Below are 23,542 nucleotides of genomic sequence, written 5' to 3'. Positions count from 1 at the left end.
CCGGAGTCAGCGCCGCAGGCGTCGGTACGCCCCGGCGGCGAGCGGCAGGAACACGGCCGTGATCACGAGCGGCCAGACGGATGCCGCGAGCACGGCGTTCTCGGCGAACCATCCGCTCGTCGTGCCGGTCGGGTTGCCGAACAGCTCACGAGTCGCGGCCGCCGTCGCCGAGACCGGGTTCCACGTGGCGATCGCGCCGAGCCAGCCGGGCATCGTCTCGGCCGAGACGAACACGGTCGAGAGGAACCCGATCGGCCAGACCAGCACCTGCACCGCGGTCGTCGCGCCGGCACCGCGAAAGCGCAGGCCGAGGAAGATGCCGAGCCACAGCAGCGAGAAGCGCAGCCACAGCAGCAGCACGATGCCGAGCGCGACCTCGCCGGGCCCGGTCGTCGGCCGCCAGCCGATGAGCAGCCCGCCGAGCATGAGCACGGCGAGGCTCAGCGCCGACGATGCGAGGTCGGCGATCGCTCGGCCGAGTGCGACCGATGCGCTCGAGATCGGCAGTGAGCGGAACCGGTCGGTGATGCCGCGCTTCGCGTCTTCCGCCATCGCGGTCATGGTCGATTCGAGGCCGAACAGCATGGTGAGCGCGAACATGCCGGGCAGCAGGAAGGCGATGTAGTCGCCGCCGCCCGGCAGCTCGATGGCGCCGCCGAAGAGGAAGCCGAACATCAGGATGAGCATGATGTTGAACGCGAGCCCGAACACGATGCCCCAGGGCTCGCGCACCCAGTGCAGCATGTCGCGCCCGGCGATCAGCCATGCCTCTCGCGCGGCATTCGGGCGTCGGTCTCGCACGACGGATGCGCCGGCGACGGCGGTGGGCGGGGTGATGGTGGTCATCGTGCCTCCTGAGTCTCGTGGAGTGGTGGGGTGCTGGCGGCGGTGGGGTCGGATGCTGACTGCCCTCCGGGGCCCGTGAGATGCAGGAACACCTCGTCGAGGGTCGGCCGCCGCAGCGCCAGGTCGTCGACGGTGAGCCCCGCGCCGTCGAGTGCGCGCACGATCGGGGCGAGCGCCTTCTGTCCGTCGTCGACCTCCACGGTGACGGTGCGGGTGTCGTGATCGACGGATGCTGCGGAGCCGACCGTTCGGCCGACGAGCTCCGCCGCTTCGTCGAGCCGGGCGGCGTCGGCGATCACCACTGCGACCCGGTCGCCGCCGAGCCGCCGCTTGAGCGCGGCCGGCGTTCCCTCGGCCACGACCCTGCCGTGGTCCATGACCGAGATGCGATCGGCGAGCTGGTCGGCCTCGTCGAGGTACTGGGTCGTCAGCAGCACGGTCGTGCCGGCCGCTGCGATCTCGCGCACCGCTTGCCACACGGTCGCCCGCCCGCGCGGGTCGAGCCCAGTGGTGGGCTCGTCGAGGAAGAGGATCGCGGGGGTGAGCACGAGGCTCGCCGCGATGTCGAGCCGGCGCCGCATGCCGCCGGAGAAGCCGGAGACCGCGCGGGACGCGGCATCCGTCAGCTCGAAGGAGGCGAGCAGCTCGCTCGCGCGGCGACGCGCATTCGCCTTGGAGAGTCCGCTGAGCCGGGCGAAGAGCACGAGGTTCTGCTGCGCGGTGAGTGCCTCATCGACGGCGTGGAACTGGCCGACGAGCCCGATGCGCTCGCGCACCCGTGCTGGGTGCCGGCGCACATCGATGCCGTCGATCTCGGCGTGACCGTCGTCGAGGTCGGTCAGGGTGGTGAGGCATCGAACGGCGGTGGTCTTGCCGGCGCCGTTCGGTCCGAGCAGGCCGTGCACCTGCCCGCGCCGGATCTCGAGGTCGAAGCCGTCGAGGGCCTGTTCGGCGCCGTAGCGCTTGCGCAGGCCGCGTGCTCGAAGGGCCGGGGAATCGGGGGTCGTTGGCTGTGGCATGAGTGTCATCGCATCCTTCAACGTACGCTGTACGGATTTATTCCTTGCAAACCGTACACCATACGAAGAATGTAGGCTAGCGCCATGTCGACCGAATCCACGGGGCGAGGCGAACCCGACCGCACGCTCCGCCTCCTCTGGCGCGGGCGGCTCGGCGATCCGCTCGGCTCGCGCGGCCCCAAGCAGCGCTCGAGCGTCGACGAGGTCGTCGAGACCGCCATCCAGATCGCCGACGAAGAGGGCATCGACGCGCTCTCGATGCGCCGCATCGCCGATCGCCTCGGGCTGAAGCCGATGTCGGTCTACACGTACGTGCCCGGCAAGGCCGAGCTCATCGACCTCATGGTCGACCACGTGGCAGGCGAGGTGGCGCTTTCCGCGCTCGAGGGAAGCCTGCGCGAGCGACTCACCGCGATCGCGCGGCTGCAGTGGGAGGAGTACCTGCGGCATCCGTGGCTGCTCGCGATCGACACGAGCCGGCCGCCCCTCGGCCCGAACGTCTCCGACCGCTGGGAGTGGTGTCTCGGCGCGATCGACGGCCTCGGCCTCGCCGATCTCGACATGGACCGGGTCATCACGCTGCTGCTCGGCTTCGTCGGCGGGCCGGCACGGGCGTATCTCGACGCCGAGCGCCTGCGCCGATCGAGCGCCGAATCCGACATCGAGTGGTGGGAGCGCAATGCGCCGCTGCTCGAGCAGATCATGGACCCGACCCGGTATCCGATCTCGGGTCGAGTCGGCCAGGCGGCCGGCGAGGCGTACGAAGCGCCTGCCGACCCGCTGGGGGCGTTCGCGTTCGGCCTCGAGCGCGTCATCGACGGCATCGAGCAGTACGTCGCGTCGACCGGTGCGTCGAGCGAAGCGTCGAGCGCCGCCGGCGAAACCGCCTGAGCGATTGCGTCGTCGAGGTTCCGGCTACTTCTTCGACGACTCGTCTGATGGCGGCTTCATGAGCGCGCCCGCGGCGATGCCCACGACGATGCCGGCAGCCAGCCAGAGCCAGAACCCGGTCCAGAGGCTGATGCCCACTCCGACGATCGCGCCCACGACGAGCCCGACGATGAGTTGCGTGCGTCGTGCGGGAGGGATCGATGCGGCCATGCGTCAAGCCTACGGGCGTGCGTGGTCTCGAGAGGCCGCGGCGGCCTGCTCGACGGCGGGTGGTGCCGCGGGCGGGTGTCAGATGAGGCCGAGGGCGCGAACCGCTTCGCGCTCCTCTTCGAGCTCGGCGACGGATGCCGCGATGCGCTGCCGCGCGAACCCGTCGACCTCGAGGCCCTGCACGATGTGCCACGCGCCGGCCTTCGCCTCCACCGGGAACGAGGAGACGAGACCCTCTGGCACGCCGTACGAACCGTCGGACACGACGGCGGCGCTCGTCCAGCCGTCGGCCGTGCCCGTGACCCAGTCGCGCACGTGGTCGATGGTGGCGCTCGCCGCGGATGCCACCGACGACGAGCCGCGCACCTCGATGATCTCTGCGCCGCGCTTCGCCACTCGCGGGATGAACTGGTCGGCAAGCCACTCACTGACGGCGTCGGGCCCGCCGAGCCGAGCGGCGAGCAACGCCCGCACCGGATCGCCGCCCGCGGTCGCGTGTGCGATGTCGGGGAACTGCGTCGCCGAGTGGTTGCCCCAGATCGTCACGTCGCGGATCTCGCCGACCGGGCTGCCGAGCATGGCGGCGAGCTGGCCGAGAGCCCGGTTGTGGTCGAGACGGGTCAGCGCGGTGAAACGGTCGGCCGGAACATCGGGCGCGTGCGCCGCAGCGATGAGCGCGTTGGTGTTCGCGGGGTTGCCGACCACCACGACGCGGATGTCATCGGCGGCCACGGCGTTGATCGCCTCGCCCTGGGGGCCGAAGATGCCGCCGTTGGCCGCGAGGAGGTCGCCGCGTTCCATGCCGGCCGCGCGGGGGCGCGCGCCCACGAGCAGCGCGACGTTCGCGTCGGAGAACGCCACGCGGGCGTCGTCGGAGACCTCGACGTGCGCGAGCAACGGGAAGGCGGAGTCCTGCAGTTCGAGCGCGGCGCCCTCGGCCGCGCGCAGCCCCTGCGGGATCTCGAGCAGGTTCAGGCGCACGGGCGTTTCGGGGCCGAACAGCGCTCCCGACGCGATGCGGAACAACAGGGCGTACCCGATCTGGCCGCCAGCGCCCGTGAGCGTGACGGTGATCGGCTTCGTGGCAGCCATGTCTCGAGCCTACGGCCGCTTCCTGAGTGCGGTGGCAGGAGATAGGCTCGGGGCACCGACGGGGAGGTCGGATGGTCGGGCGGGTCGGCATCGCGCGGCGGCAAGCGGCCGACGTGTCGTGCACAGACGGGGAGGGTCTCGTGGCCTGGCGTATCCGCACCGGTGAGATCGTCCTCGGCCTGCAGGGCGGCATCGGCAACCAGCTGTTCGAATGGGCGTTCGCGATGGCGCTCCGCAGCATCGGTCGACGGGTGCTCTTCGACGCCGTCCGGTGCCGCGGCGACCGGCCCCTCATGATCGGCCCGCTCCTGCCGGCATCAGATTGGCTGGCCGCGCCCGTCGGGCTCGCGCTCGCCGGCGCGACGAAGGCGGGGCTGCTCTCCGACCGCTCCTGGCCGCGGCTCGTGCGGCAACGGCGGTCGGGATACGATCCCTCGGTACTCGAGCGACTCGGCGGCACGTCGTACCTGCTCGGCACGTTCCAGTCCGCGCGATACTTCGACGGTGTCGAGCACGAGGTCCGCGCGGCGGTGCGTGCGCTCCTCGAGGGAATGCTCACCCCGAGCGGGCGGCGCTTCGCCGACGAGCTGCGCGCCGACCCGCATCGCGTCGCGGTGCACGTGCGCCGTGGCGACTACGTCAGCGATCCGAACGCCGCCGTGCGGCACGGTGTGCTCGGCGCCGGATACTACGATCAGGCGCTCGAGCACGCCGCCGCGCTCGGTCATGTGCGTCGAGTCTGGTTCAGCGACGACCTCGACTGGGTGCGAGAGCACCTCGCGCGAGACGACGACCTGCTCTGCCCCGCCGACGCCACGCGGCACGACGGCGGCGAGATCGCGCTGATCGCCTCGTGCGCGACGCGCATCATCGCGAACAGCAGCTTCAGCTGGTGGGGCGGATGGCTCGGGGCACCGAGCTCGCCCGCACATCCGGTGATCGCCCCGTCGACGTGGTTCGCCGACGGGCACAGCGATGCGGCAGAGCTGGTGCCCCGAGACTGGGTGCGGCTCTAGCCCTGGTAGCTCCAGATCCGCACGTAGTCGACCTGGTAGTCCAAGGGCTGCGTCCACTCCTTGTGCATCGGGTCGGGCAGACCCCAGTACTGGGCCGAGGGTCCGATGTGCAGGTTCAGCCGAACGTGCAGCGGGCTGCCGAAGTAGTCCTTGTTCCAGAGGTTCGGGTGCGTCGCAGGGGTCGCACGGCCCAGCTCCTTGCCGTCCACGATGATGGCCGCATAGGTCGGGGTGAACTCGAACGCGTACGTGTGGAACTCGCTCCACGGGGGAGTGTCGTTCGCGAAATCGGTGTGCGTCCAGTAGTACTTCTGGTTTCCCGAGCCGGAGGTCTGCGTGTGCACGGTGGTGGTGGCCGTGTCGATGCGCTGGCCACCGGGTGCGGCCTGCTCGTTGTAGCCCCAGGCCTCCATGATGTCGATCTCGCCCGACTGGCTGTTGCGCAGCCAGAAGGCCGCGAGCGAACCGTAGGTGTGCGGGCCGGTCGGCGTCTTGGCGCGAACCTCCCAGCGTCCGTACTGCTGGCTGTGCGACATGTCGCCCGAGCCCAGCGAACGCTGGTCCATGTAACCGGTCTTGTGCGTCAGCGTCGGTACGCCGGCCTGACCGGCCGGGCGGGCGAGCGGCGTGTCCAGCCAGTCGCCCTTGAGGTGCGCGATGCCGTTGTCGTCGACCGAGATCTGGTCACGCGACGGCACGGCGGCGTCCTGCAGCAGGCCGAGGTCGGATCGGTCGCGCACATTCCACTTCGCGGGATCGATCGCGGGCGTTCCCGTCGATGCGTCCACGTGGTCGAACTCGTCGCGCCAGGCCGGCGCGCCCCAGCCCGAGACGACGCCGGTGTCCGTCTCCGGCACGGGAGTGGGCGTCGGGGTGGGCGTCGGGGTCGGGGTCGGCTCCGGGGTCGGAGCGGGCGTCGGCTCCGGGGTCGGTGCCGGAGTGGGCGTCGGTGCGGGGGTGGGAGTCGGGGTCGGGGTGGGGACCGGCGCCGACCCCGTGTTCGCGGTCAGCTGGGCGTCGAACGTCACATTGTGGGTCGTGCGCCAGTTCGACTGCACCTGAGCGGCCACGACGTTCTCACCGACGTGGAGCTGTGCGGCGGGCACGGTCACCTTCACCGGCGTCGTTCGCGCCGTGCTGCTCTGCGGGGCGGCAGTCGCGTAGCTGGTGAACTTGAGTTCGCCCGACGGCAGGTTGCGGCGCAGCACCTCGTCGCCGTTCACCGACACGGCAACGCCGTCATCGGCCCACGTCGTGAGGGTGACTCCACCGGCCGGCACCTCGGCCAGGGTGAACGAACGTGCGAAGTACGTCGCCAGTGGTCGCGGGCTGAAGTCGTTCGTCAGCTTGGTTCCGAGTGAACCGGTGCCGATGCCGAATCCGAGCGGCGCGGTGCCGGTCGGCCAGCCGTTGTCGCCGTCGCGCCAGTCGCTCGACGGTGCCGTGGTGCCGCGGTAGTACGACCAGCCGTCGCTGCCGAAGGCGAGGATCTTGTCGGCGGACGTCTCGGACGTCGCGGCGATCGCGCTCGCAGCGATCGGCGAGATCGTCAGCGCCGACGCGAGTCCGGCGGCGATCAGCAGGCGGGTTCGGGTGGTTCTGGGGGATTTGGGGGAGGCGTGCTTGTGCTTCACGTTTCGCAAGGAATACTCAACTATCTCAATTCGGTAACGAGTAGCGCAACACTGTACGTGACGGTGTCGAGTCCGACAAATCCCACTTCGTATCCAGCTCGGGGCATATGCTGAGCACGACTCGACTGTTCGCCGACACGTCGGGGAACCGTCGAGCTACTGCGCTGAGGGGGCCGCAATGGTCGAAGACGTGTATCGCAGCGTCACGCGGCAGTGGCGGGTGCTCGTCATCGTCGCCGTGGCGATCGCGGTCGCGGCGACCGCGCTCGGCATGATCTGGCCCGACCGGTACACCGCGACGGCGTCGGTCACGGTCGAGGCGATCCCCACCGCGGGCGAGGCCGCTCCGAGTGTCAACATGGAGACGCAGCGCCTCATCGCGAGGTCGACCGAAGTGCTCTCCTTCGCGGCAGACGAGCTCGCCGACTCCACCGTCGCGGGCCTTCGCGACCAGCTCGAAGTCACCATTCCGCGCGGCTCCCAGGTGCTGGAGTTCCGCGTCACGACGGGCAGTGCCGAGGGATCGGCTGAGATCGCCAACACCATCGCGGCCGCCTACCTCGAGCAGCGCACCGCCGTCGCGGAGCGGCGTATCTCAGAGGCATCCGACACCCTGGCCTCGACCGCCGATGAACTGCGGACGCAGTTCAGCGACCTCGAGGCTGACAATCCCCTCCGAGAATCACTCGAGGGCCAGATTCGCGCCCTCGACACCCAGCGGGCGGTGCTGATCGCGACCTCGATCGACGCCGGAACACTCATCGACCCGGCGGCTCCGCCGCAAGACACCAACACGCCGAGTCTCTACGTGTTCGTGGGTGCCGGCGTCTTCCTCGGGCTCTTCGTCGGCGCGTTCACCGCGCTCATCGTGGATCGCATCGCGGAGACGCGCAGGTCGCGATCCTCGAGGGCCGTCGGCGGCGGCGAACCCGTCAGCGAGAGCTGACACCGCCCCACAGCTGTTCGACGATCTGCACGGTCGAGCGAATGTGCTGCGGCGTCGAGGCACCGAACACCACGGAGCGGATCTGCGGGCGCTCGCTCACCCACTCGAGTGCCTCGCGCGGCGGGATCGCACCCGACGCGAACACCGACATCGCCACCGGACGGAACACCCGCGTCTCGAGTACCTCGTCGTACGCCTGCACCCCGCCGGAGACCCGGAAGGCGAGCTTGTTCATGTTCGAGCACACGATGGGGTCGTCGACTCCTGCTCGCTCGAGCGCGTCGAGGGCCATGGGCAGGTTCATCGTGATGAAGCCCGGCTCCGCGCCGTACCGCGAACGCACGTGCTCGGCGAAGATCGAGAACGCCGCGTCGAATCGAAGGCCGAGCAGAAGGTCGACGACGACGTTCTGCAGGAACACGACGGGTGTCGAGAGTCCGTGGAACATCTTCATCTCGGCATCGACGAGCAGCGTGATGAGCCCCTCGACGTCTTTGCCCGCGAGCGCCTTGCCGCCGCGCAGCGCCGCATTCACGAACCCCTCGTCGGGGAGGAAGCTCCGCATCGCGCCCATCATGCCGAGCTCGGTGACCGCGTTCGCGTACTTGTGGGCGTACGGAAGGCACGGCAGGAAGGCGAATCCGGGGTAGTCGTCGGGATGCGCGCGCACGTGATCGGCGACTTCGGCGATGCGCTCGTGCGTCGTGCACATGAACGAGCGCACTCCGGCCTCGACGGCGTCGTCGATGACCTCGATGATCGCCGCCGTGTCTTGGAAGCGCAGCGCGCTGCGGTGCGCGCGCTCCTCTGACATGTGGTTGACGCCGAAGAACTGGTTGTCACCGAGCAGGAGCCGATCGAGCGTCATCGGTGGCCCTTCCGCGCGCGCCCGAACAACCGCCGGTCATGGTGGTTCGCGGGCTCGGCCTGCCGCTGGTGGTCGTCGCCCGACGGTTCGCGCAGGAATCGCTCGATCGTGCGATCGGTGGCCGCGGCGCTCGCGAAGTCGTTCACGCGCGCCACCGCGCTGGAATCGCTCTTGGATGCGGCCACCGATCGCACGAAGTGGTCGATCTGGGCGCTGTACTCCTCGCCTCGGAGATAGAACCACACGGGCGGGGTGAGCGTCGTCGTGTTGACGCTGTTCCAGCCGACCCGGTACCCCTCGGGCACCTCGGCGGTGTCACGGAGGTAGACCTCGAGCTCCTGCCGATCGGCGTTGATCTTTCCGCGTTCACCCCAGACCGTCATCTTCGTCGTCATCTTGCGGTACGACTCATCCGACCAGTTCACCGACAGCTGCGCACTCGTGGCGCCGGCGTAGTTGAGCGTGCCGTAGACCTCGTCGTCGGTCTCGGCCGAGAAGTCGCGGGCGAGCACCGCGCCGGTCACCGTCTCCGGCTCGCCGAGATACCAGCACAAGAGGTCGAGGGGATGCGCCGCATAGTCGTAGAGGGCGCCGCCGCCCGCGACTCGCTTGCTGCGCCAGGTCTCGCCCTTCGGGCGCAGCACGACCGGGCCGTAGGCCTCGGCGAGCACGTGGGTCACGCGCCCGATGGCCTGCAGGTCGAGCAGCCGCTTCACCTCGCGGAACGTGCCGACGAATCGGTTGTGGTAGCCGACCTGGGTCACCAGGCCGGCGTTCGCCGCGGCATCCGCCAACGCCGTCGACTCCGCTGCACTCAGGGTGAGCGGCTTCTCGCAGAAGACGTGGATGCCGCGGGCGAGCGCCTCGCCGACGAGCGCGACGTGCGAGGCCGACGGGGTCGCGATCAGCACGGCGTCGGGCTGCTCGTCGAACAAGTGCGCGGCGTCGCTGAACTTGCGGACGCCCGTGTACTTCTCGAGCACATCGAGCAGATACCCGAGGGAATCGCAGACGCCGACGAGCTCGACGTCGGGGTGGGCACCGAGGATCGCGAGATGGGAGAGCCCCATCTTTCCTGCACCGATGACGCCGACCCTGATCAGACGATCACCCCCCAGGACGATGACGTGCCAGATCATCCTACCGATCAGGGCAAGATTCCGTCCACGGAATTCGGGCTGCGACGGTAGGATGTCGCCACCGGCATCGATCGGGGAACTGACCATGACGTCGCCTCCTGTGACCGCGGTCGTGCCGACGCACGACCGACCCGAGATGATGCGCCGTGCAGTCCAGAGCATTCTCGATCAGGACTACGACGGCGACATCGAGGTGATCGTGGTGTTCGACGCGTGCGAGCCCGTGCTTCCCGCGGTCGGTCTCGCCGACGGCCGCACACTCCACGGCGTCGTCAATGAACGCAGCCGCGGCCTCGCCGGCGCACGGAACACCGGCATCCTCGCGGCCCGCCATGCGCTCGTGGCCTTCCTCGACGACGATGACGCCTGGCTGCCCGGCAAGCTGTCGTCGCAGGTCGATGTGATCGAAGCGCACCCGGCGGCATCCCTCGTCGGTACGGCGATGGTCGTCGACGACGGTGCTCGCGAACATGAACGCCTGGTCGGGTCGGGCATCGTGACGCACGACATGCTCCTGCACGACCGCATCGCCGGCCTGCACTCGTCGAGCTTCCTGTTCCGCCGCTCGGCGCTGCTCGGCGACGTCGGCCTCATCGATGAGGAGCTGCCCCGGAGCTACGGCGAGGACTACGACATTCTGTTGCGGGCATCCGTCGTCGGCGACATCCACGTGGTCGACCGTCCATTCGTGCGCGTGACCTGGCAGGGACAGTCCTACTTCTTCGGCCGCTGGAACGACTACGCCGACGCCCTCGAGTACCTGCTCGCGAAGCATCCCGACTTCGCGCGGAGCGGCCGGGCGATCGGAAGGATCGAGTCGCAGATCGCGTTCGCCAGGGTGTCGGCGGATCGCCGACGCGACGGCGCGCGGTGGGCCCGGCGGTCGCTGCGGCATTCGCCGACGCAGGTGAAGTCGTACCTCGCGCTCCTGATCGCGGCGCGACTCGTCACCACGCGTCAGGTCACACGAGTCGCGGCGCGATTCGGCAAGGGGATCTGAGCGTGCGCGTGCTCATCGTCTGCTCCTCGGGCGGCCACCTCACGCAAGCGCTCGCCCTGAAGGAGTGGTGGTCGGCGCACGAGCGCACCTGGGTCACGCTCCCCACTGAAGACGCCCGCTCGCGCCTCGTCGGCGAGCAGGTCGTCGAGGCCCATTACCCGACGGTGCGGAACCTGCCGAACCTCGTCAGGAACTTCGGGCTCGCGCGGCGGGTGCTCGCCGAGACGCGGCCCGACGTCGTGTTCAGCACCGGAGCCGCCATCGCCCTGCCGTTCTTCACGCAGGCGCACCGATACGGCGCGACCACGGTGTACCTCGAGCCCGTCGACCGCATCACGACGGCTTCGCTCAGCGGCCGCCTCGTCTACCCCTTCGCCGACCGGTTCCTCGTGCAATGGCCGGCGCTTCAGGGGATCTACCCCGACGCCGACGACATCGGAGTCGTGCTGTGACCCGGCGCATGGTCGTGGTGAGCGTGGGCAGCTACCACTTGCCGTTCGATCGCCTCGGCGAGTGGATGGAGCCCTGGATCACTCGTCATTCCGAGGTGCGTGTCGTGATGCAGCACGGCCCCGGCCGGCCGGTCGCCGGAGCGGAGAACCACGATGTGCTGCCGTATCTCGGGTTGCTCGAGCTGTGCCGTACCGCCGATGCAGTGGTGCTCCAGGGCGGGGCGGGCGGCGTGATGGACATGCGGGCGATCGGGCGACTGCCGATCGTCGTTCCGCGGGTGCCCGTGCATGACGAGGTCGTCGACGAGCACCAGCTCATCTTCACGGATCAGGCCGAGCGACTCGGTGCGGTGCACCGGGCGACGTCGCGAGAGCAATTGTGGGCGGCGCTCGACGGGATGCTCGGCGGGCAGCTCGAGTCGCATGCCCCGACGCCCGCGCCGACCCCGGGCATCGCCGCTGCGATCGAGCTGCTCGCAGCCCCGCCGGCTCGCATCAGCGGCCGGGTGCGGGCGCGGCGGATGTCGCATTCGATCCGCATGATCCTCGGACGTCGGCACTGACCGACGTCGGCACGAACCCTTGTGCTCAGTACGCCGCCTGCGATGACCGTTCGACCAGCCGCCGCATCCCGGGCGCCTCGCGCCACAGCGATTCGATGCCGAGTCGGTGTCGAAGCACCCAGAGCACGGCGAGGTAGACGAGCCCGACGCCGAGGACCCCGCCGATGAGCGCGCCCGCCGACGTGCCGAACACCAGGCGCACGAACCCGAGGCCCGCGCCGAAGACGATGGCCGGCACGATCATCGCGGGGATGAGCCTACGGAGGTTCACACCGACGCCCATGCGGCGGTGCACCTGCCACGCGGCGATCGCCGTGTCGAGCAGCGTGACGAATGCCCACGTCGCGGCCGCTCCGACGATGCCGAGCAGCGGCACGAGCAGCAGGTTCAGGGCGACGCTCGTGACGAGCACGACCGACTTGTTCCCCACCTGCCAGCTGCTGTGGCCGCCCTGGAGGATGATGCTCTGCAGCATTCCGGCGCTCGACGCGACCATCATGGCACCGCTGACGATGACGAGCGGCACGGCGCCCGATTCGAAGCCCGGGCCGAAGAGCCCGAGGATCGCCGGACCCATGATGGCGAGAGTGAGGTAGAAGGGCCAGCTCACGATGATCATCGCTCGCGCCACGGACGTGTGCAGCGCGCGGGTCGCCGCCGATTCGCCGAGCGCGAGGAGACGGGACAGCGTCGGGCTCACGGCGAGCCGCATCGAGTGATCGACCACCTGGCCGGCGCGCACCGTGCGGGTGACGATCGCGTACACGCCCGCCTCGGCGGGCGACGTGAGCGCCGCGACGATCAGCACATCCGACCACTCGAGCACGATCTCGAGCGACCCGCCGACCGCGCGGGCGCCGCTGAAGGCCCAGAATCGGCGGCTCGCCGCCGGCAACGTCTCGAGCGCTTCGGCCCGCCGCCGCCAGTCGCGGATGAACGGTCGGGCGAGCAGCGCGGCGGCGATCAGCAGCCAGAGCGGATTCACCCACAGCCAGGCGGCGAAGCCGCTGAAGGCCGTGCCCACGACGAGCAACGCGCCGACGACCGCCGCAAGACGGGTGATCGGAAACGCGATCGCGTGCGCGACCGTGTACGTGACGATGCCGTCGAGCATGCGCGATGCCATCTGGAGCACCGCGAGCAGCGCGCCGATGGGAATGAAGGGCGCCATGAAGGTCAGGTAGGCCTCGAACCGTTCGCTTCCTCCTGGCGGCACGAGCCACTCGGCGAGCCACGGGGCCGACCACCAGATGGCAGCTGCCACGAGCGTCGAGAGCACGGCGACCGGCACGGCCGCGATGACGACCGTGCGCCATGCTTCGCCGTGACGCCCGAACGCGTGCTGTTCCGACACCGTGCGCACGATGCCGCTGCCGGTGCCGAGCCGCAGCACCTGACTCGCGATCGTGAAGATGGCGACTGCTTGGAAGAAGAGACCGGTGCCCGAGGCGCCGAGTGCGTTGCCGACGACGAGGGCGACCGCGAACGCGGCCGTCGCGGCGATTATCGAGCCGAGCAGCCCGAGCAGCCCGCTCCGTGCCAGTCGTTCGGCTCGCATGCGTCACGCCTCCCGCGACTCACGAAGCTCACGCGGCGCACGGGGCTCATGCGGCCAGAGCCTCGACGAGGGGAGGGACTTCTCGCGGAGGAGGAGCCCGATGATGAGGCAGATCCAGAGGAGGTGGCGATCGAGCCCGTAGAAGACGGCGACGACGCAGGAGCTCACGACCGCGGAGTGCAGCCAGAGCGTGATCGTGTTGGGTGCGGCCGCGGTGCGGATGGCCGCCCCGATGAGGAACCAGGCGAAGAGCGCGAGCCCGACGAACCCGAAGCAGAACATCGTGTTCCAGAGCGCGCCCTGGGTGCCGACCGTGATCTCGCTCGAGAGCGAGGGCCGTGGTGAGCCGAAGCCGAGGATCGGCGATTCGAAGGTTCGGGCGAAGGTTTCCTCGTAGAGCAGGCTCCGCCCGGTCGTCGTGTCGGCCACCTCCTGACGCGCCACGATGCCCTCGATCGCGCCCGAGGCCGAGAGCAGGAACAGCATGCCGGAGCTCAGGATGCAGACCCAGAGGAACGCGAGCCAGCGGCCGCGCAACAGGAGTCGCACCGACACGTAGGCGATGCAGATGACGAGCCCGAGGAGGAGGCCGCGATTGCTCGATGCGACAGCCGGGGGTACCGCGAGAGCGGCTCCCACCATGAGCCAGCAGATGGCCTTGGCCGTGCCGCGCTCCAGCGCCGCCGCGATCGCGGCCGGCGTCAGGATCACGAGGGCGGCTCCCCAGCCGTTCGCGTACGGGAACGGCGCCGACGGACGCACGAACGGTTCCTCCGCTCCCCATGGCTCTTGCACTTCGGAGAAGCCGGGGAAGACAAGGTCGCGCACGTACTCGTTCTCGAGCACGGATGCGGGGAGCAGCTTCCCGACGGTGAGCGTGAGTTCGCCGTCCGGCCACAGCATGCCGAGGTATCCGCAGACGATGATGAACGCCCACGTGAAGCTCAGCCCGGAGAGGACCCGGCGGACCGTGAGCGATCGAGGCGCGTTCACGAGGTAGACGAGCGCGATGGCCACTCCCGCGAACTGCGAGAACCGCATGCCGAAACCGATGATCCGGCCGAGCGAATCGAGCATCAGCGCGCACGGCACCATCCACACGACGAAGGCGAGCCACGGCATGGTGCCGGGCACGATCGAAACGCGGCCGCGCTGCACGAGATACGCCACCATCGGCACCGTCATGATCAGCATCGAGAACGGCAGCAGGCCGAACGCCCACCACGCGGGCATACCCCAGAGGAGCACGAGCACTGGCCACGCGGGGAGCTCTCTCGACGGGGCGACGTGCGCCGATGTCGCCGGCAGCGAATCGCGGATGGCGGTGGACACGGGTCACCCCTGATGGGCCGCGACGGAGACACCGGCGCGCGCGAGCCCCCGGTACTTTCGCGCCATGGAGAGCGCGGCGACCAACGCGGTGACCGCGAACAGGGCCACGTACGCGCCGAGGAACACCGTCGGCCAGCCGCTCGTCAGCACGATGAGGTAGAGCACGCCGACGTCGTAGGGGAGCTTCGCGAATGACACCCAGGCGGGCGCATCCGTCGTCGTACCGGGCGTCTCGGGTGTCTCGGGTGTCTCGGGTGAGAGCTTCTCGGCCAGGGTCTGCGCGAAGAACCACGCCGACGAGAGCAGCGAGAACGCCACGCCGATGCTCGCGAGCCCGAGGGACCCGCTGTCACGAAGCAGGTACACCGCCACCGCGAGATGGAAGAGCGGCAGGCGCACCGCGTCGATCACGTGATCGAGCCACTCGCCCGCGACTGACCCGCTGCCCGTCAGCCTCGCCAGCTGCCCGTCGGCCGAGTCGAGCGCATAGCCGGCGAGCAGGAGCACCGTCGCCACGACCGCGGTGACTGGGGACGGCTCGGCCGACGCCAGCACGAGCATTCCCGCGAGCGAGAAGAGGGCGCTCGCCGCGGTGACCTGGTTCGGAGTCGACCGGGCGACGTAGGCGAGAGCCGCTGCCCGGCGGCCGAGACCGCGGTTCACCCAGCGCAGGTAGGCGGGCACGCCTGCCCCGGACTTCTGCGCTGCGGCGAGCCGTTCGACCGCCTCCCGGTAGCTCCGGTGCTCTCCGATCGCAGTCATGGTTCCGGCTCGGGTTCAGGCGGCACGGGCGCCGGCTTGGAGTCGGGGGCGGCCGGATCGACGGGGGTCACCGGGGCCACCGGAGCCACCGGTTCGACCGGAGCCACCGGATCTGCCGGCGCGAGCGGCGCAAGCGGAGCGACCGGGTCCACCGGCGCCATCCGGGCGGCCGGCGGTGCCGGCGCGGCCAGCGGCTGCGGGGTGCCTCGCTTCGCGGTGTAACGCAAGTCGAAGCTGATATCGGGCGTCGAGCGGTAGTTGAGATGCGTCGAGACCGCGATGACGTTGGTGCCGGCGACGAGGAGCCCGTCGGGAACCGCGAACTCGATGCGGTTCGCCGATGCCGTCGACGTCCGCGGTGCGGCCGTGGCGTAGCTGTTCTGCGTCAGGGTGCCGGCCGGAAGGTTGCTCCGCCCGATCTCCACCCCGTTGACGTAGACCACCACGCCGTCGTCGGCCACGACCGAGATGACGCCTGCCGTCACGGTCGCCGGGTCGGTCACGCTGAACGACCTCCGGAACTGTGCGCTCAGCGGCCTCGGCGAGGGCGCGCCCACCGACACGTCGGTCGCGATCAGCGACGAGTTGAAGCCGAGGAACGACGGACCCTGTGCCCACGAGGAGTCGTCGAACCCGCGGGTGTTCCACGCGGCCTGCCAGGCCGTCGACATGTACTGCCAGCGCCAGGAGTCACCCGTCACCACGAAGGTCAGGTCGTCGGCCGACGGCGGCGCCACGAGCACGACCGGGGTCGTGGCCGAGCGGTTGCCCGCTGCATCCACTGCCCGCACGAAGTACCGCGTCGGCGTTGCCGCGACGGGAACGTTCAGCTCGAGCGCAGTCGTCGTCTGGATGACCTTGTTATCGCGGATCACCTCGTAGCCGGTGACTCCCCGGTTGTCGGTCGAGGCCGACCAGCGAAGCAGTGCGGTCGTCGCGTCGACGGAGGTCGAGGTCGCGCCGGTCGGTGTCGAGGGTGCCGAGGAGTCGCGCATGCCGAAGCGGACGAAGCCGCCCGACCACTGGTTGACCTGTCCGGCGCGCGTCGAATACGCGTAGTCGCCGCCGGTCCAGAGCGTCCCGTTGGAATCCTGGAACAGTGCCCACGGGCCGAATCCTCGACGTGCCTGCGTGATCGGGTTGAACTCGGCGATGTACTTGCCGCTCGCGGCATCCCAAGCACCGAACAGGTTGATGCTGTCGCCCTGCGTCCAGTTCGTGCCGATGTTGCTCCATGCGTAGGCGTCCTGATAGCTGAAGTCGCCGCAGTGGCAACCGGCGAAGACGGTGTCGCTGTTGGCTTCGACCACCTGGAAGTCACCGCCGTTCTTGGTGATGCTGCCGCTCTTCAGCTCGAACGTGGTGCGGTCGTAGCCGAACAGGCTGTGCTCTGAGCCACCGACGTAGACGCGGCCGCTCGACTCGGCGACCCCCAGCTGCCAACCCCTGGTCGGGGCCGGGTTGCTGAACGTCGGCACCCACAGCGGCTGCACCAGCGGGGCGCCCGCCGCCGACTGGAACGCGGCGGAGTTCGGTGTCGAGGTCGATCCGCTCTGCTTGAAGTAGCCCGTGAGGTAGGTGCGAGTGCCATCGCCCGCCGCCTCCACGCCGACGCTCGTGCCGTTCAGCGTGGGGTTCCAGTTGGTGTCGGGAGCTCCGGCGGCGAGGTTGATGCGGGCACCGTTCCAGGAGTTCGATGTGACGCCGCCCGAACCGACGAGGTGCGTGAACGCCCCGGCGACGTACAGATTCTGACCGTGGACGGCGAGCCCGCGAACCTGCCCGACGCCACCCGTGGTGCGGTTCTCGGCATCGACCTGCCAACCCGACGTCTGGCCCGTGCTGGCATCCACGATGACGAATGCCGAGCGGGCCGCGCCGTTGGCCTGGCTGAACTGGCCGCCGACGGCGAGCCTGCCATCGGGCAGGGCGACGAGCGCCTTCACCTGGTTGTTCAGCACCGGCTGGAAGCCGGGGATGAACTGCCCGGTATTGACATCGAATGCCGCGAGGAACCGCCGCTCGACCTTGTTCGTTCCGGTCGCGTTGAGGGTTCGCTGGACGTACTGGAAATTGCCGCCGACGTAGACGCGATTGCCGATCTGGGCGAAGGCGGACACCTCGGTGTTGAGCTCACCGTCGATGCCGTTGGCCTGCCCGGTCACGCCCCACACCGTGGTGAGGGCGTCGCTGTCGGGCATGGCGCGCAGCGTCTGCGCCGGTGCGCCGGCATCGGGAATGGCCGGGAAGGTCATCTGCGAGATGCGCAGCCGCGGGCGCAGGTACACCTGCGTGAAGGGCATCGCGTTGCCGGCCCCGGCTGTCGCGGAGTACAGGTACGACGTGGCCGCGTTCTGACCGGCGACCTGGGAGCCGAACGCGAAGCCGCCGACCCAGCCTTGCGCCTGCCGCACGTTGGTGTCCACCCGCCGCAACTGGGAGTCGTTGCCGAAGCTGTTCGTGGTGCCGCCCGACCCCGACCCGAAGAGGCCGCCGAAGCTCCAGCTGCCGACGGGGTGCTCGCCGCGGAACGTCCAGACCCAGCGATCCCGCTTGGGCATCGCGAATCGTGCTTCCTGCCACGACGTGCCCGCGGTGTTCGTCGCCCGGCGCAGCCGCACGCCCTCGGTCAGCGCGCTGACCGCACCGTTGTTGAGCAGCGCGTCGACCGTCAGCGCCGGCAGTTGCGCGACGAGGAACGCGCCCTGACCGGTGACGGTGTTGCGGAGGATCTCGGGGGTGCGGAGCCCGTTGTAGTGGTTCTTCCACCCCTCGCGACCACGGCCGACGAGGACCCAGCCTCCGCCGTCGGTCGTCATGTCGCAGTGGAACTGCGCCGGCGCCTTGAGTGCGGGGGTCAGCAGCCAGTAGAGGCCATCGGCGGAAGCCGGGAAGTTCTGCTTCGCCTCCCAGCAGGAACCCGCTGCGGTGAGCGAGGTCTTGCCGTCGGGCAATGGTTCGGCCGCGGTGCTCGGCGCGGCGGTGAACATCAGCACGGATGCCGCCATCACCAGCGTCGTGCCCATTGCGAGCGCAGCTCGCCTGATCTGTCCCGGTCGGCGGGTCGAGGTGTTCATGATGTGGCCTGGTCCTCTCAGGTGCAGCTTGCGCCGTCTGGGATCTCATGGGTGGACACCCGCCAGAGTCCGTCGGTGTAGACGGCTCCGTACAGGTGCATGACCGGATGGTCCGGCCGGTAGAGCTGGTCGGCGACCGAGTCGCCGTTGGGATCGAGCACGTCGAGGTCGCTCGTGTCGATGCAGACCTCGAGCAGCGCGGCCGGCGGGTCGGCCGCGAGGTCGAGCGATCGCACCTTCGCGCTCGTGACCGTCGCCTCGCCCACTTGGGTGTAGCCCAGCTGCTCCCGCTCGAGCGCGAGCGCCTGCACTTCTCCCTCGACGAATCCCGTCGCCACGGATTCGATGCCTTCCGTGCCGCCGTCGGCGCGTTGCAGCACCTCGTTGGTCGCGTCGACGAGAGCGTTCACGGAGACGACGACCGCCTCGGTCGCGACAGCTTCGTCGCCGAGTGGCGCCTGAGTCGGCATTGGAGCCTCGACGGGCGGCGGGGTCGGTTCCTCCTGCTCGGCCTGCTCCGCAGCGTCGACGGGCGCAGCGTCAGGTGAGGGCGGAACCGTGTTGACGGCGACACCGATCGACACCGCGATGAGCGCGAGCGCGAGCACGCCGGCGCCGGCGAGGATCCAGCGCACGCGCCGTCGGCGAGGCGGTGGCGATGCGACATCCGCTCGCCCCTCGTCGGGTTCGAAGTCGGCGTGGATCATGCTGCACCCCCCGTGAGTGACGGCGCGGCCGCGCCGGTGAGGGCCAGTTCGGCCTGGTACTCGGCGTAGGTGCGCCGGATGCCTTCGTCCAGTCGGATGGTGGGTGTCCAGCCGAGGCGGGCGAGGCGCGAGATGTCGAGGAGCTTGCGCGGCGTGCCGTCGGGCATCGACGGATCGAACGACACGAAACCGTGGAAGCCGACGACCTTGGCGATGAGCTCGGCGAGTTCGCGGATCGGGATGTCGGTGCCACTTCCGACGTTGACGTAGACCAGGTGGTCGCCGACGACCTCCTCGAACTCTGCGCGCGGGCGCTCCATCACGAAGACGCTCGCGGCCGCGAGGTCGTCGACGTGCAGGAACTCCCGTCGCGGAGCGCCGGTGCCCCACACGACGACCTCGAGGTCGCCGCGCTCGCGTGCCTCGTGGAATCGGCGGATGAGGCCGGGGACGACATGGCTGTACATCGGGTGGTAGCGGTCGCCGGTGCCGTAGAGGTTCGTCGGCATCACGGCTCGGTAGTCGCGACCGAATTGCGTTCGGAGGCTCTCGCAGAGCGAGATGCCCGCGATCTTGGCGATCGCATACGCCGCATTGGACGGCTCGAGGGGGCCGGACAGGAGCGTCTCCTCGGTGATCGGCTGGGCGGCGAACTTCGGGTAGATGCACGACGAGCCGAGGAAGAGCAGCCGTTCGACATCGAAGTCGTGGGCAGCCCGGATGACGTTGGCCTCGATCATGAGATTGTCGTAGACGAAGTCGGCCGGGAACGTGGCGTTGGCGTGGATGCCGCCCACCCGCGCCGCGGCCAGGTACACCTCGTCGATGACCTCCGCGGCGAAGAACGCGCGCACGGCGGCCTGATCGGTCAGGTCGAGCTCGTCGCGCGTACGCGTGACGATCGTGCCGCGGCCGAGCGCGGTGAGCCGCCGCACGATCGCCGAGCCCACCATTCCGGTGTGGCCGGCGACGTAGATCCGTGGCGTGCGCATGGTCAGACCTCCACCGGCAGCGGAGCCGGATAGCCGAGGGACCGCAGGAGCGCCTTCTGCTCTGCGGCGGCGAGATCGGCGGCCATCATCTCGGAGCAGAGCTCGCTGGCCCCGATCTGCGGCAACCAACCGAGTTCGAGGAGCGCCTTGCTCGCGTCGCCGAGCAGGGTCTCGACTTCGGCGGGCCGGAAGTATCTCGGGTCGACCCTGACGATGACGTCGCCGGCGTTGACGCCGGGTGCCGACGACCCGATGACCTCGTCGACCACGCCGACCTCGTCGAGTCCGGAGCCTTCGAAGCGGAGCGTGATGCCGACCTCCTCAGCAGCCCACTTGGTGAACTGCCGCACGGAGTGCTGCACCCCGCTCGCGATGACGAAGTCCTCGGGCGTGTCGCGCTGCAGCATCATCCACTGCAGTCGCACGTAGTCCTTGGCGTGCCCCCAGTCGCGGCGGGCGTCGAGATTGCCGAGGTAGAGACAGGACTCGAGTCCCTGCGCGCAGTTCGCGATGCCGCGCGTGATCTTGCGGGTCACGAACGTCTCACCCCGGCGCGGAGACTCATGATTGAAGAGCACGCCGTTGCAGGCGAACATGCCGTAGGCCTCGCGGTAGTTCACGGTCATCCAGAACGCGAACAGCTTCGACACGGCGTAGGGCGAGCGGGGATGGAACGGCGTGGTCTCGCGCTGCGGCGTCTCCTGCACCTTGCCGAACAGCTCGGAGGTCGACGCCTGGTAGAAGCGCACGCGGTCGGTCATCCGCAGGAGCCTGATCGCCTCGAGCAGCCGGAGCGTGCCGAGGGCGTTCACGTCGGCGGTGTACTCGGGTTCCTCGAAGCTCACCGCGACGTGCGATTGCGCACCGAGGTTGTAGATCTCATCGGGCTCGACATCACGGATGATGCGGGTCAGGTTGGTGGCATCGGTGAGTTCGCCGTGGTGGAGGATGAACCGGCGGTCCTCGTCATGGGGATCCTCGTAGAGGTGATCGATGCGCTGGGTGTTGAACTGCGAGGCCCGGCGCTTGATGCCGTGCACCTCGTATCCTCGCTCGAGCAGGAACTCGGCAAGGTACGAGCCGTCCTGGCCCGTGATACCGGTGATGAGTGCGCGCTTGGTCATGATCGCTGCGCCGCCACGTGAACCGTCGTCTCGGCGTCGGTGAGCGCCGAAAGCGCTCGCCGCAGGATCGTGCTCGATGTGGTCATCGTGTACGGGAAGTAGACGACCTCGACGCCCACGGCGGCGAACTCCCGTTCCAGGCGCCGCCCGCGTTCGGTGCCCTGCCAATCGCCGCCCTTGAAGTACACGTCGAACGGCGTGCTCCGCCAGGTGTCGAGCTTGTCGGGCTCGGTCTCGGCGATCGCCTCATCGACGAAGCTGACGCTGCGCACGATCTCGAGCCGCTCGCTGAGCGGCACCACGGGGAGGGACCCCTTGCTGGCGAGCAGCATCTCGTCGGAGACGACGCCGGCGATCAGGTAATCGCACTCGCTGCTCGCATGCCGCAGGATGTTGAGGTGTCCGACGTGGAAGAGGTCGAAGGCACCTCCGGCATACCCGACCCTGCCGCCGTCGGGTCGGTCGGGTGCGGCATCGTATCGGGTCATCAGTAAGCTCCCTCGGAATGGAAGACGACGCGGAGCGTGCGCCAGATCAACATCAGATCGCCGGTCAGCGACCAGTTCTCGACGTAGTACAGGTCGAGCCGAACGCCTTCGTCCCAGTCGAGGTCGCTTCTCCCGCTGACTTGCCAGAGGCCGGTCAGGCCGGGCTTGATCAGCAGGCGGCGATGCACGTGGCCCTCGTACTCCTCGACTTCGCCGGGCAGCGGGGGGCGGGGTCCGACCATGCTCATGTCGCCCCGCAGCACGTTCCAGAGCTGCGGCAGCTCATCGATGGAGTGCTTGCGAAGGAATCGACCGACGGGCGTGACGCGCGGGTCGTCTCGCATCTTGAAGAGCAGCCCCGCGCCGTCGTTGCTGGCTGCCAGCCCCGGAAGCTGGCAGTCGGCGTCCGGCACCATCGACCGGAACTTCAGCATCCGGAACGTGAGTCCGTCGCGGCCCACGCGGTCTTGTGCGTAGAGCACCGGGCCGGGGCCGTTCAGCTTGATGACGATCGCGGCGGCGATGAGGATCGGCGCGATCACCAGCAGTCCCAAACTCGCAGCAACGACGTCGAAACCTCGCTTGAGGGCGTGCTTCCCGCCATCGAACTGGGGGATCTCGACCTGGATGAGCGGCAGCCCCTCGACGGGGCGGAAGTGGATTCGGGGGCCCGCGACATCCGTCAGCCGGCTGGAGAGCACGAGCTCCGCTCCACTGCCTTCGAGTTGCCAGCTCAGCTCGCGAATGAGTTCGCCGTCGCCGGGGGTCCGTCCGGCGATGATGACAGCCTCGGCGCCGAGCTCGCGCGCCTGGCGGGCGACGTCGGAGATCGACGAGACGACGGGCACGACGTTGCCGCTGTCGTCGAGGAACCGGTGCTCGGGTGAATCGGTGGCCACCCCGATGACGCGGTATCCGACGCAGCACTGCTCGGCGATGCGGCGCACGACGTACTCCGCATCGGCGGCGTCGCCCGCAACGATCGCGCTGGCGACGTACCGCCCGACCCGACGCTGCTTGAGCAACCATTTGCGCCACAGCCAACGCTCCAGCAGCAGGCCGGCCAATCCGAGGGGGAGGGCGATGACGACGAAGGTGCGGGCGCCCTGTACTCCCGCGAGCAGCACGGCCAGTGCGAGGATGCCGAACAAGAGCACGGTGGAATTGGCGACCCTGCGATACTCGCGAGGGCCCATGCCGAGCACGCGGTCGTCGCGGGTGTGCGCCGCGGCGATGAACGCGAGCCAGGTGATGACGGTCAGCCCGGCGATGGCGAAGACCTGGGTCTTGGGGGCGTCCATCGCCGGGGGTTCGATGGTGAATCCGACCGCGGTCGCGGTCGCGATGCTCGCGACGACGACGGCAGCGTCGGTCGCGGCCAGGCGCCAGCGCATCTGGCGCACCCAGGAGGAGGCTCGTCCAGCTGCTGCGCCGACGTGTCGGCGGAGCAGCTGTTCGCTCGCGATCCCTGCCGGCTCGACGAACGCCGCGGCCCGAGTCATCCGGGCGGAGGTCATCGTCGGCTCCGAATGGTGCTTGCGCTTCGTTCGGAGCGCGCTGGGGGGCGGGTACGCAGATGCGACAGGGGTACTCGCCGACGTGATGGGTTCACGAGTCGGCCTGTTTCGGGTGTACAGCAGGGTGTCCGCGCGGGTACGCGGGCTCGGGTGTGAAAGCACCGGGGCGCTTCGTGAGAGCAGGTTGGGGCACCTGCTCCCGCCGTGTCAGACGAACATCTGAGCAATGCTCGACGTTCGCATGCTTGAGGCTACGTGCCATTCGTCACGAGCCCCAGTCCCCCAAAAGGGGGACCGGTGTTGACGGAA

General features: G+C 69.3%; 22 protein-coding genes. 6 read left to right on the top strand and 16 right to left on the bottom strand.

Features of this window, described 5'->3' with window-relative positions:
* Window positions 1–6 precede the first annotated feature (6 nt).
* Both H521_RS0114455 and H521_RS23570 read right to left on the bottom strand, forming a co-directional pair.
* On the bottom strand, window positions 7–846 hold the full coding sequence (locus H521_RS0114455) for an ABC transporter permease (protein WP_022893742.1): 840 nt from the start codon (window positions 844–846) through the stop codon (window positions 7–9).
* Entirely contained in the window at window positions 843–1,865 is a 1,023-nt protein-coding gene (locus H521_RS23570; protein WP_051159324.1) for an ATP-binding cassette domain-containing protein, read from the bottom strand. Before H521_RS23570 ends, H521_RS0114455 begins: the two co-directional genes overlap by 4 nt.
* An 84-nt stretch (window positions 1,866–1,949) precedes the next feature.
* Between H521_RS23570 and H521_RS23565 the strand changes: the two genes are divergently transcribed.
* Window positions 1,950–2,756: a TetR/AcrR family transcriptional regulator gene (locus tag H521_RS23565; RefSeq protein ID WP_022893740.1), complete on the top strand. Its 807-nt coding sequence runs from the start codon at window positions 1,950–1,952 to the stop codon at window positions 2,754–2,756.
* Between the two features lie 24 nt (window positions 2,757–2,780).
* On the opposite strand, the gene H521_RS23560 is transcribed toward H521_RS23565, so the two are convergent.
* Window positions 2,781–2,966, bottom strand: a complete 186-nt coding sequence (locus H521_RS23560) for a hypothetical protein (RefSeq protein ID WP_022893739.1) — start codon at window positions 2,964–2,966, stop codon at window positions 2,781–2,783.
* Between the two features lie 78 nt (window positions 2,967–3,044).
* Window positions 3,045–4,058, bottom strand: a complete 1,014-nt coding sequence (locus H521_RS0114435; protein ID WP_022893738.1) for a malate dehydrogenase — start codon at window positions 4,056–4,058, stop codon at window positions 3,045–3,047.
* A 140-nt stretch (window positions 4,059–4,198) separates the two neighbouring features.
* Here H521_RS0114435 and H521_RS25125 point away from each other — a divergent pair, with 140 nt between their 5' ends.
* Entirely contained in the window at window positions 4,199–5,074 is an 876-nt protein-coding gene (locus H521_RS25125) for an alpha-1,2-fucosyltransferase (protein WP_169513996.1), read from the top strand.
* On the opposite strand, the gene H521_RS25895 is transcribed toward H521_RS25125, so the two are convergent.
* Window positions 5,071–6,708: a glycoside hydrolase family 16 protein gene (locus H521_RS25895; RefSeq protein ID WP_022893736.1), complete on the bottom strand. Its 1,638-nt coding sequence runs from the start codon at window positions 6,706–6,708 to the stop codon at window positions 5,071–5,073. The two genes, H521_RS25125 and H521_RS25895, sit on opposite strands and share 4 nt — an antisense overlap.
* 178 nt (window positions 6,709–6,886) lie before the next feature.
* Here H521_RS25895 and H521_RS0114420 point away from each other — a divergent pair, with 178 nt between their 5' ends.
* The gene (locus tag H521_RS0114420) at window positions 6,887–7,654 is read left to right on the top strand and encodes a Wzz/FepE/Etk N-terminal domain-containing protein (protein ID WP_022893735.1); all 768 of its coding nucleotides are present in this window, start codon (window positions 6,887–6,889) and stop codon (window positions 7,652–7,654) included.
* Here H521_RS0114420 and H521_RS0114415 read toward each other — a convergent pair.
* Window positions 7,641–8,522, bottom strand: coding sequence for a hypothetical protein (locus H521_RS0114415; protein ID WP_022893734.1), 882 nt, complete (start codon window positions 8,520–8,522; stop codon window positions 7,641–7,643). The two genes, H521_RS0114420 and H521_RS0114415, sit on opposite strands and share 14 nt — an antisense overlap.
* A complete protein-coding gene (locus H521_RS0114410; RefSeq protein WP_022893733.1) occupies window positions 8,519–9,661 on the bottom strand; it encodes a Gfo/Idh/MocA family protein in 1,143 nt (380 codons plus the stop codon). The genes H521_RS0114415 and H521_RS0114410 overlap by 4 nt, the downstream gene beginning before the upstream one ends.
* Before the next feature lie 85 nt (window positions 9,662–9,746).
* On the opposite strand from H521_RS0114410, the gene H521_RS0114405 reads away from it, so the two are divergent.
* From H521_RS0114405 to H521_RS25120, 3 genes are read left to right on the top strand one after another with little or no spacing between them, the layout of a single operon-like run.
* Window positions 9,747–10,661 (top strand): glycosyltransferase family 2 protein, encoded by a 915-nt coding sequence (locus H521_RS0114405; protein ID WP_022893732.1) that lies wholly within the window; start codon window positions 9,747–9,749, stop codon window positions 10,659–10,661.
* 2 nt (window positions 10,662–10,663) lie between these two features.
* Window positions 10,664–11,113, top strand: coding sequence for a glycosyltransferase family protein (locus H521_RS0114400; protein ID WP_022893731.1), 450 nt, complete (start codon window positions 10,664–10,666; stop codon window positions 11,111–11,113).
* Window positions 11,110–11,676 carry a glycosyltransferase gene (locus tag H521_RS25120; protein ID WP_022893730.1) on the top strand — a complete coding sequence of 189 codons (567 nt, stop codon included), beginning with the start codon at window positions 11,110–11,112 and terminating at the stop codon, window positions 11,674–11,676. The genes H521_RS0114400 and H521_RS25120 overlap by 4 nt, the downstream gene beginning before the upstream one ends.
* A gap of 25 nt (window positions 11,677–11,701) precedes the next feature.
* Here H521_RS25120 and H521_RS0114390 read toward each other — a convergent pair whose 3' ends face one another.
* The 9 genes from H521_RS0114390 to H521_RS0114350 all read right to left on the bottom strand — a co-directional run bounded on the left by H521_RS0114390 (window position 11,702) and on the right by H521_RS0114350 (window position 23,233).
* Window positions 11,702–13,234, bottom strand: a complete 1,533-nt coding sequence (locus H521_RS0114390; RefSeq protein WP_022893729.1) for a lipopolysaccharide biosynthesis protein — start codon at window positions 13,232–13,234, stop codon at window positions 11,702–11,704.
* A gap of 3 nt (window positions 13,235–13,237) precedes the next feature.
* Window positions 13,238–14,566: a ligase gene (locus H521_RS23540; protein ID WP_022893728.1), complete on the bottom strand. Its 1,329-nt coding sequence runs from the start codon at window positions 14,564–14,566 to the stop codon at window positions 13,238–13,240.
* A gap of 3 nt (window positions 14,567–14,569) precedes the next feature.
* Window positions 14,570–15,328 (bottom strand): CDP-alcohol phosphatidyltransferase family protein, encoded by a 759-nt coding sequence (locus tag H521_RS23535; RefSeq protein ID WP_022893727.1) that lies wholly within the window; start codon window positions 15,326–15,328, stop codon window positions 14,570–14,572.
* Complete coding sequence (locus H521_RS0114375; protein ID WP_022893726.1) at window positions 15,325–18,354, bottom strand: fibrinogen-like YCDxxxxGGGW domain-containing protein; 3,030 nt, start codon at window positions 18,352–18,354, stop codon at window positions 15,325–15,327. The genes H521_RS23535 and H521_RS0114375 overlap by 4 nt, the downstream gene beginning before the upstream one ends.
* Before the next feature lie 68 nt (window positions 18,355–18,422).
* A complete protein-coding gene (locus H521_RS0114370; protein ID WP_022893725.1) occupies window positions 18,423–19,112 on the bottom strand; it encodes a RodZ family helix-turn-helix domain-containing protein in 690 nt (229 codons plus the stop codon).
* The gene (locus H521_RS23530; RefSeq protein WP_022893724.1) at window positions 19,109–20,104 is read right to left on the bottom strand and encodes a GDP-L-fucose synthase family protein; all 996 of its coding nucleotides are present in this window, start codon (window positions 20,102–20,104) and stop codon (window positions 19,109–19,111) included. Before H521_RS23530 ends, H521_RS0114370 begins: the two co-directional genes overlap by 4 nt.
* A 2-nt stretch (window positions 20,105–20,106) precedes the next feature.
* Window positions 20,107–21,228, bottom strand: coding sequence for a GDP-mannose 4,6-dehydratase (gmd, locus tag H521_RS0114360; protein ID WP_022893723.1), 1,122 nt, complete (start codon window positions 21,226–21,228; stop codon window positions 20,107–20,109).
* Complete coding sequence (locus H521_RS23525; RefSeq protein ID WP_022893722.1) at window positions 21,225–21,716, bottom strand: FAD synthase family protein; 492 nt, start codon at window positions 21,714–21,716, stop codon at window positions 21,225–21,227. Before H521_RS23525 ends, gmd begins: the two co-directional genes overlap by 4 nt.
* Complete coding sequence (locus H521_RS0114350; protein ID WP_026482309.1) at window positions 21,716–23,233, bottom strand: sugar transferase; 1,518 nt, start codon at window positions 23,231–23,233, stop codon at window positions 21,716–21,718. Before H521_RS0114350 ends, H521_RS23525 begins: the two co-directional genes overlap by 1 nt.
* Window positions 23,234–23,542: the final 309 nt, after the last annotated feature.

The sequence above is a fragment of the Agromyces subbeticus DSM 16689 genome, assembly GCF_000421565.1.
GTDB classification, from domain to species: domain Bacteria; phylum Actinomycetota; class Actinomycetes; order Actinomycetales; family Microbacteriaceae; genus Agromyces; species Agromyces subbeticus.
The sequence above is the reverse complement of the archived record's forward strand: the minus strand, read 5'-3'. Positions and strand labels throughout refer to the sequence as shown.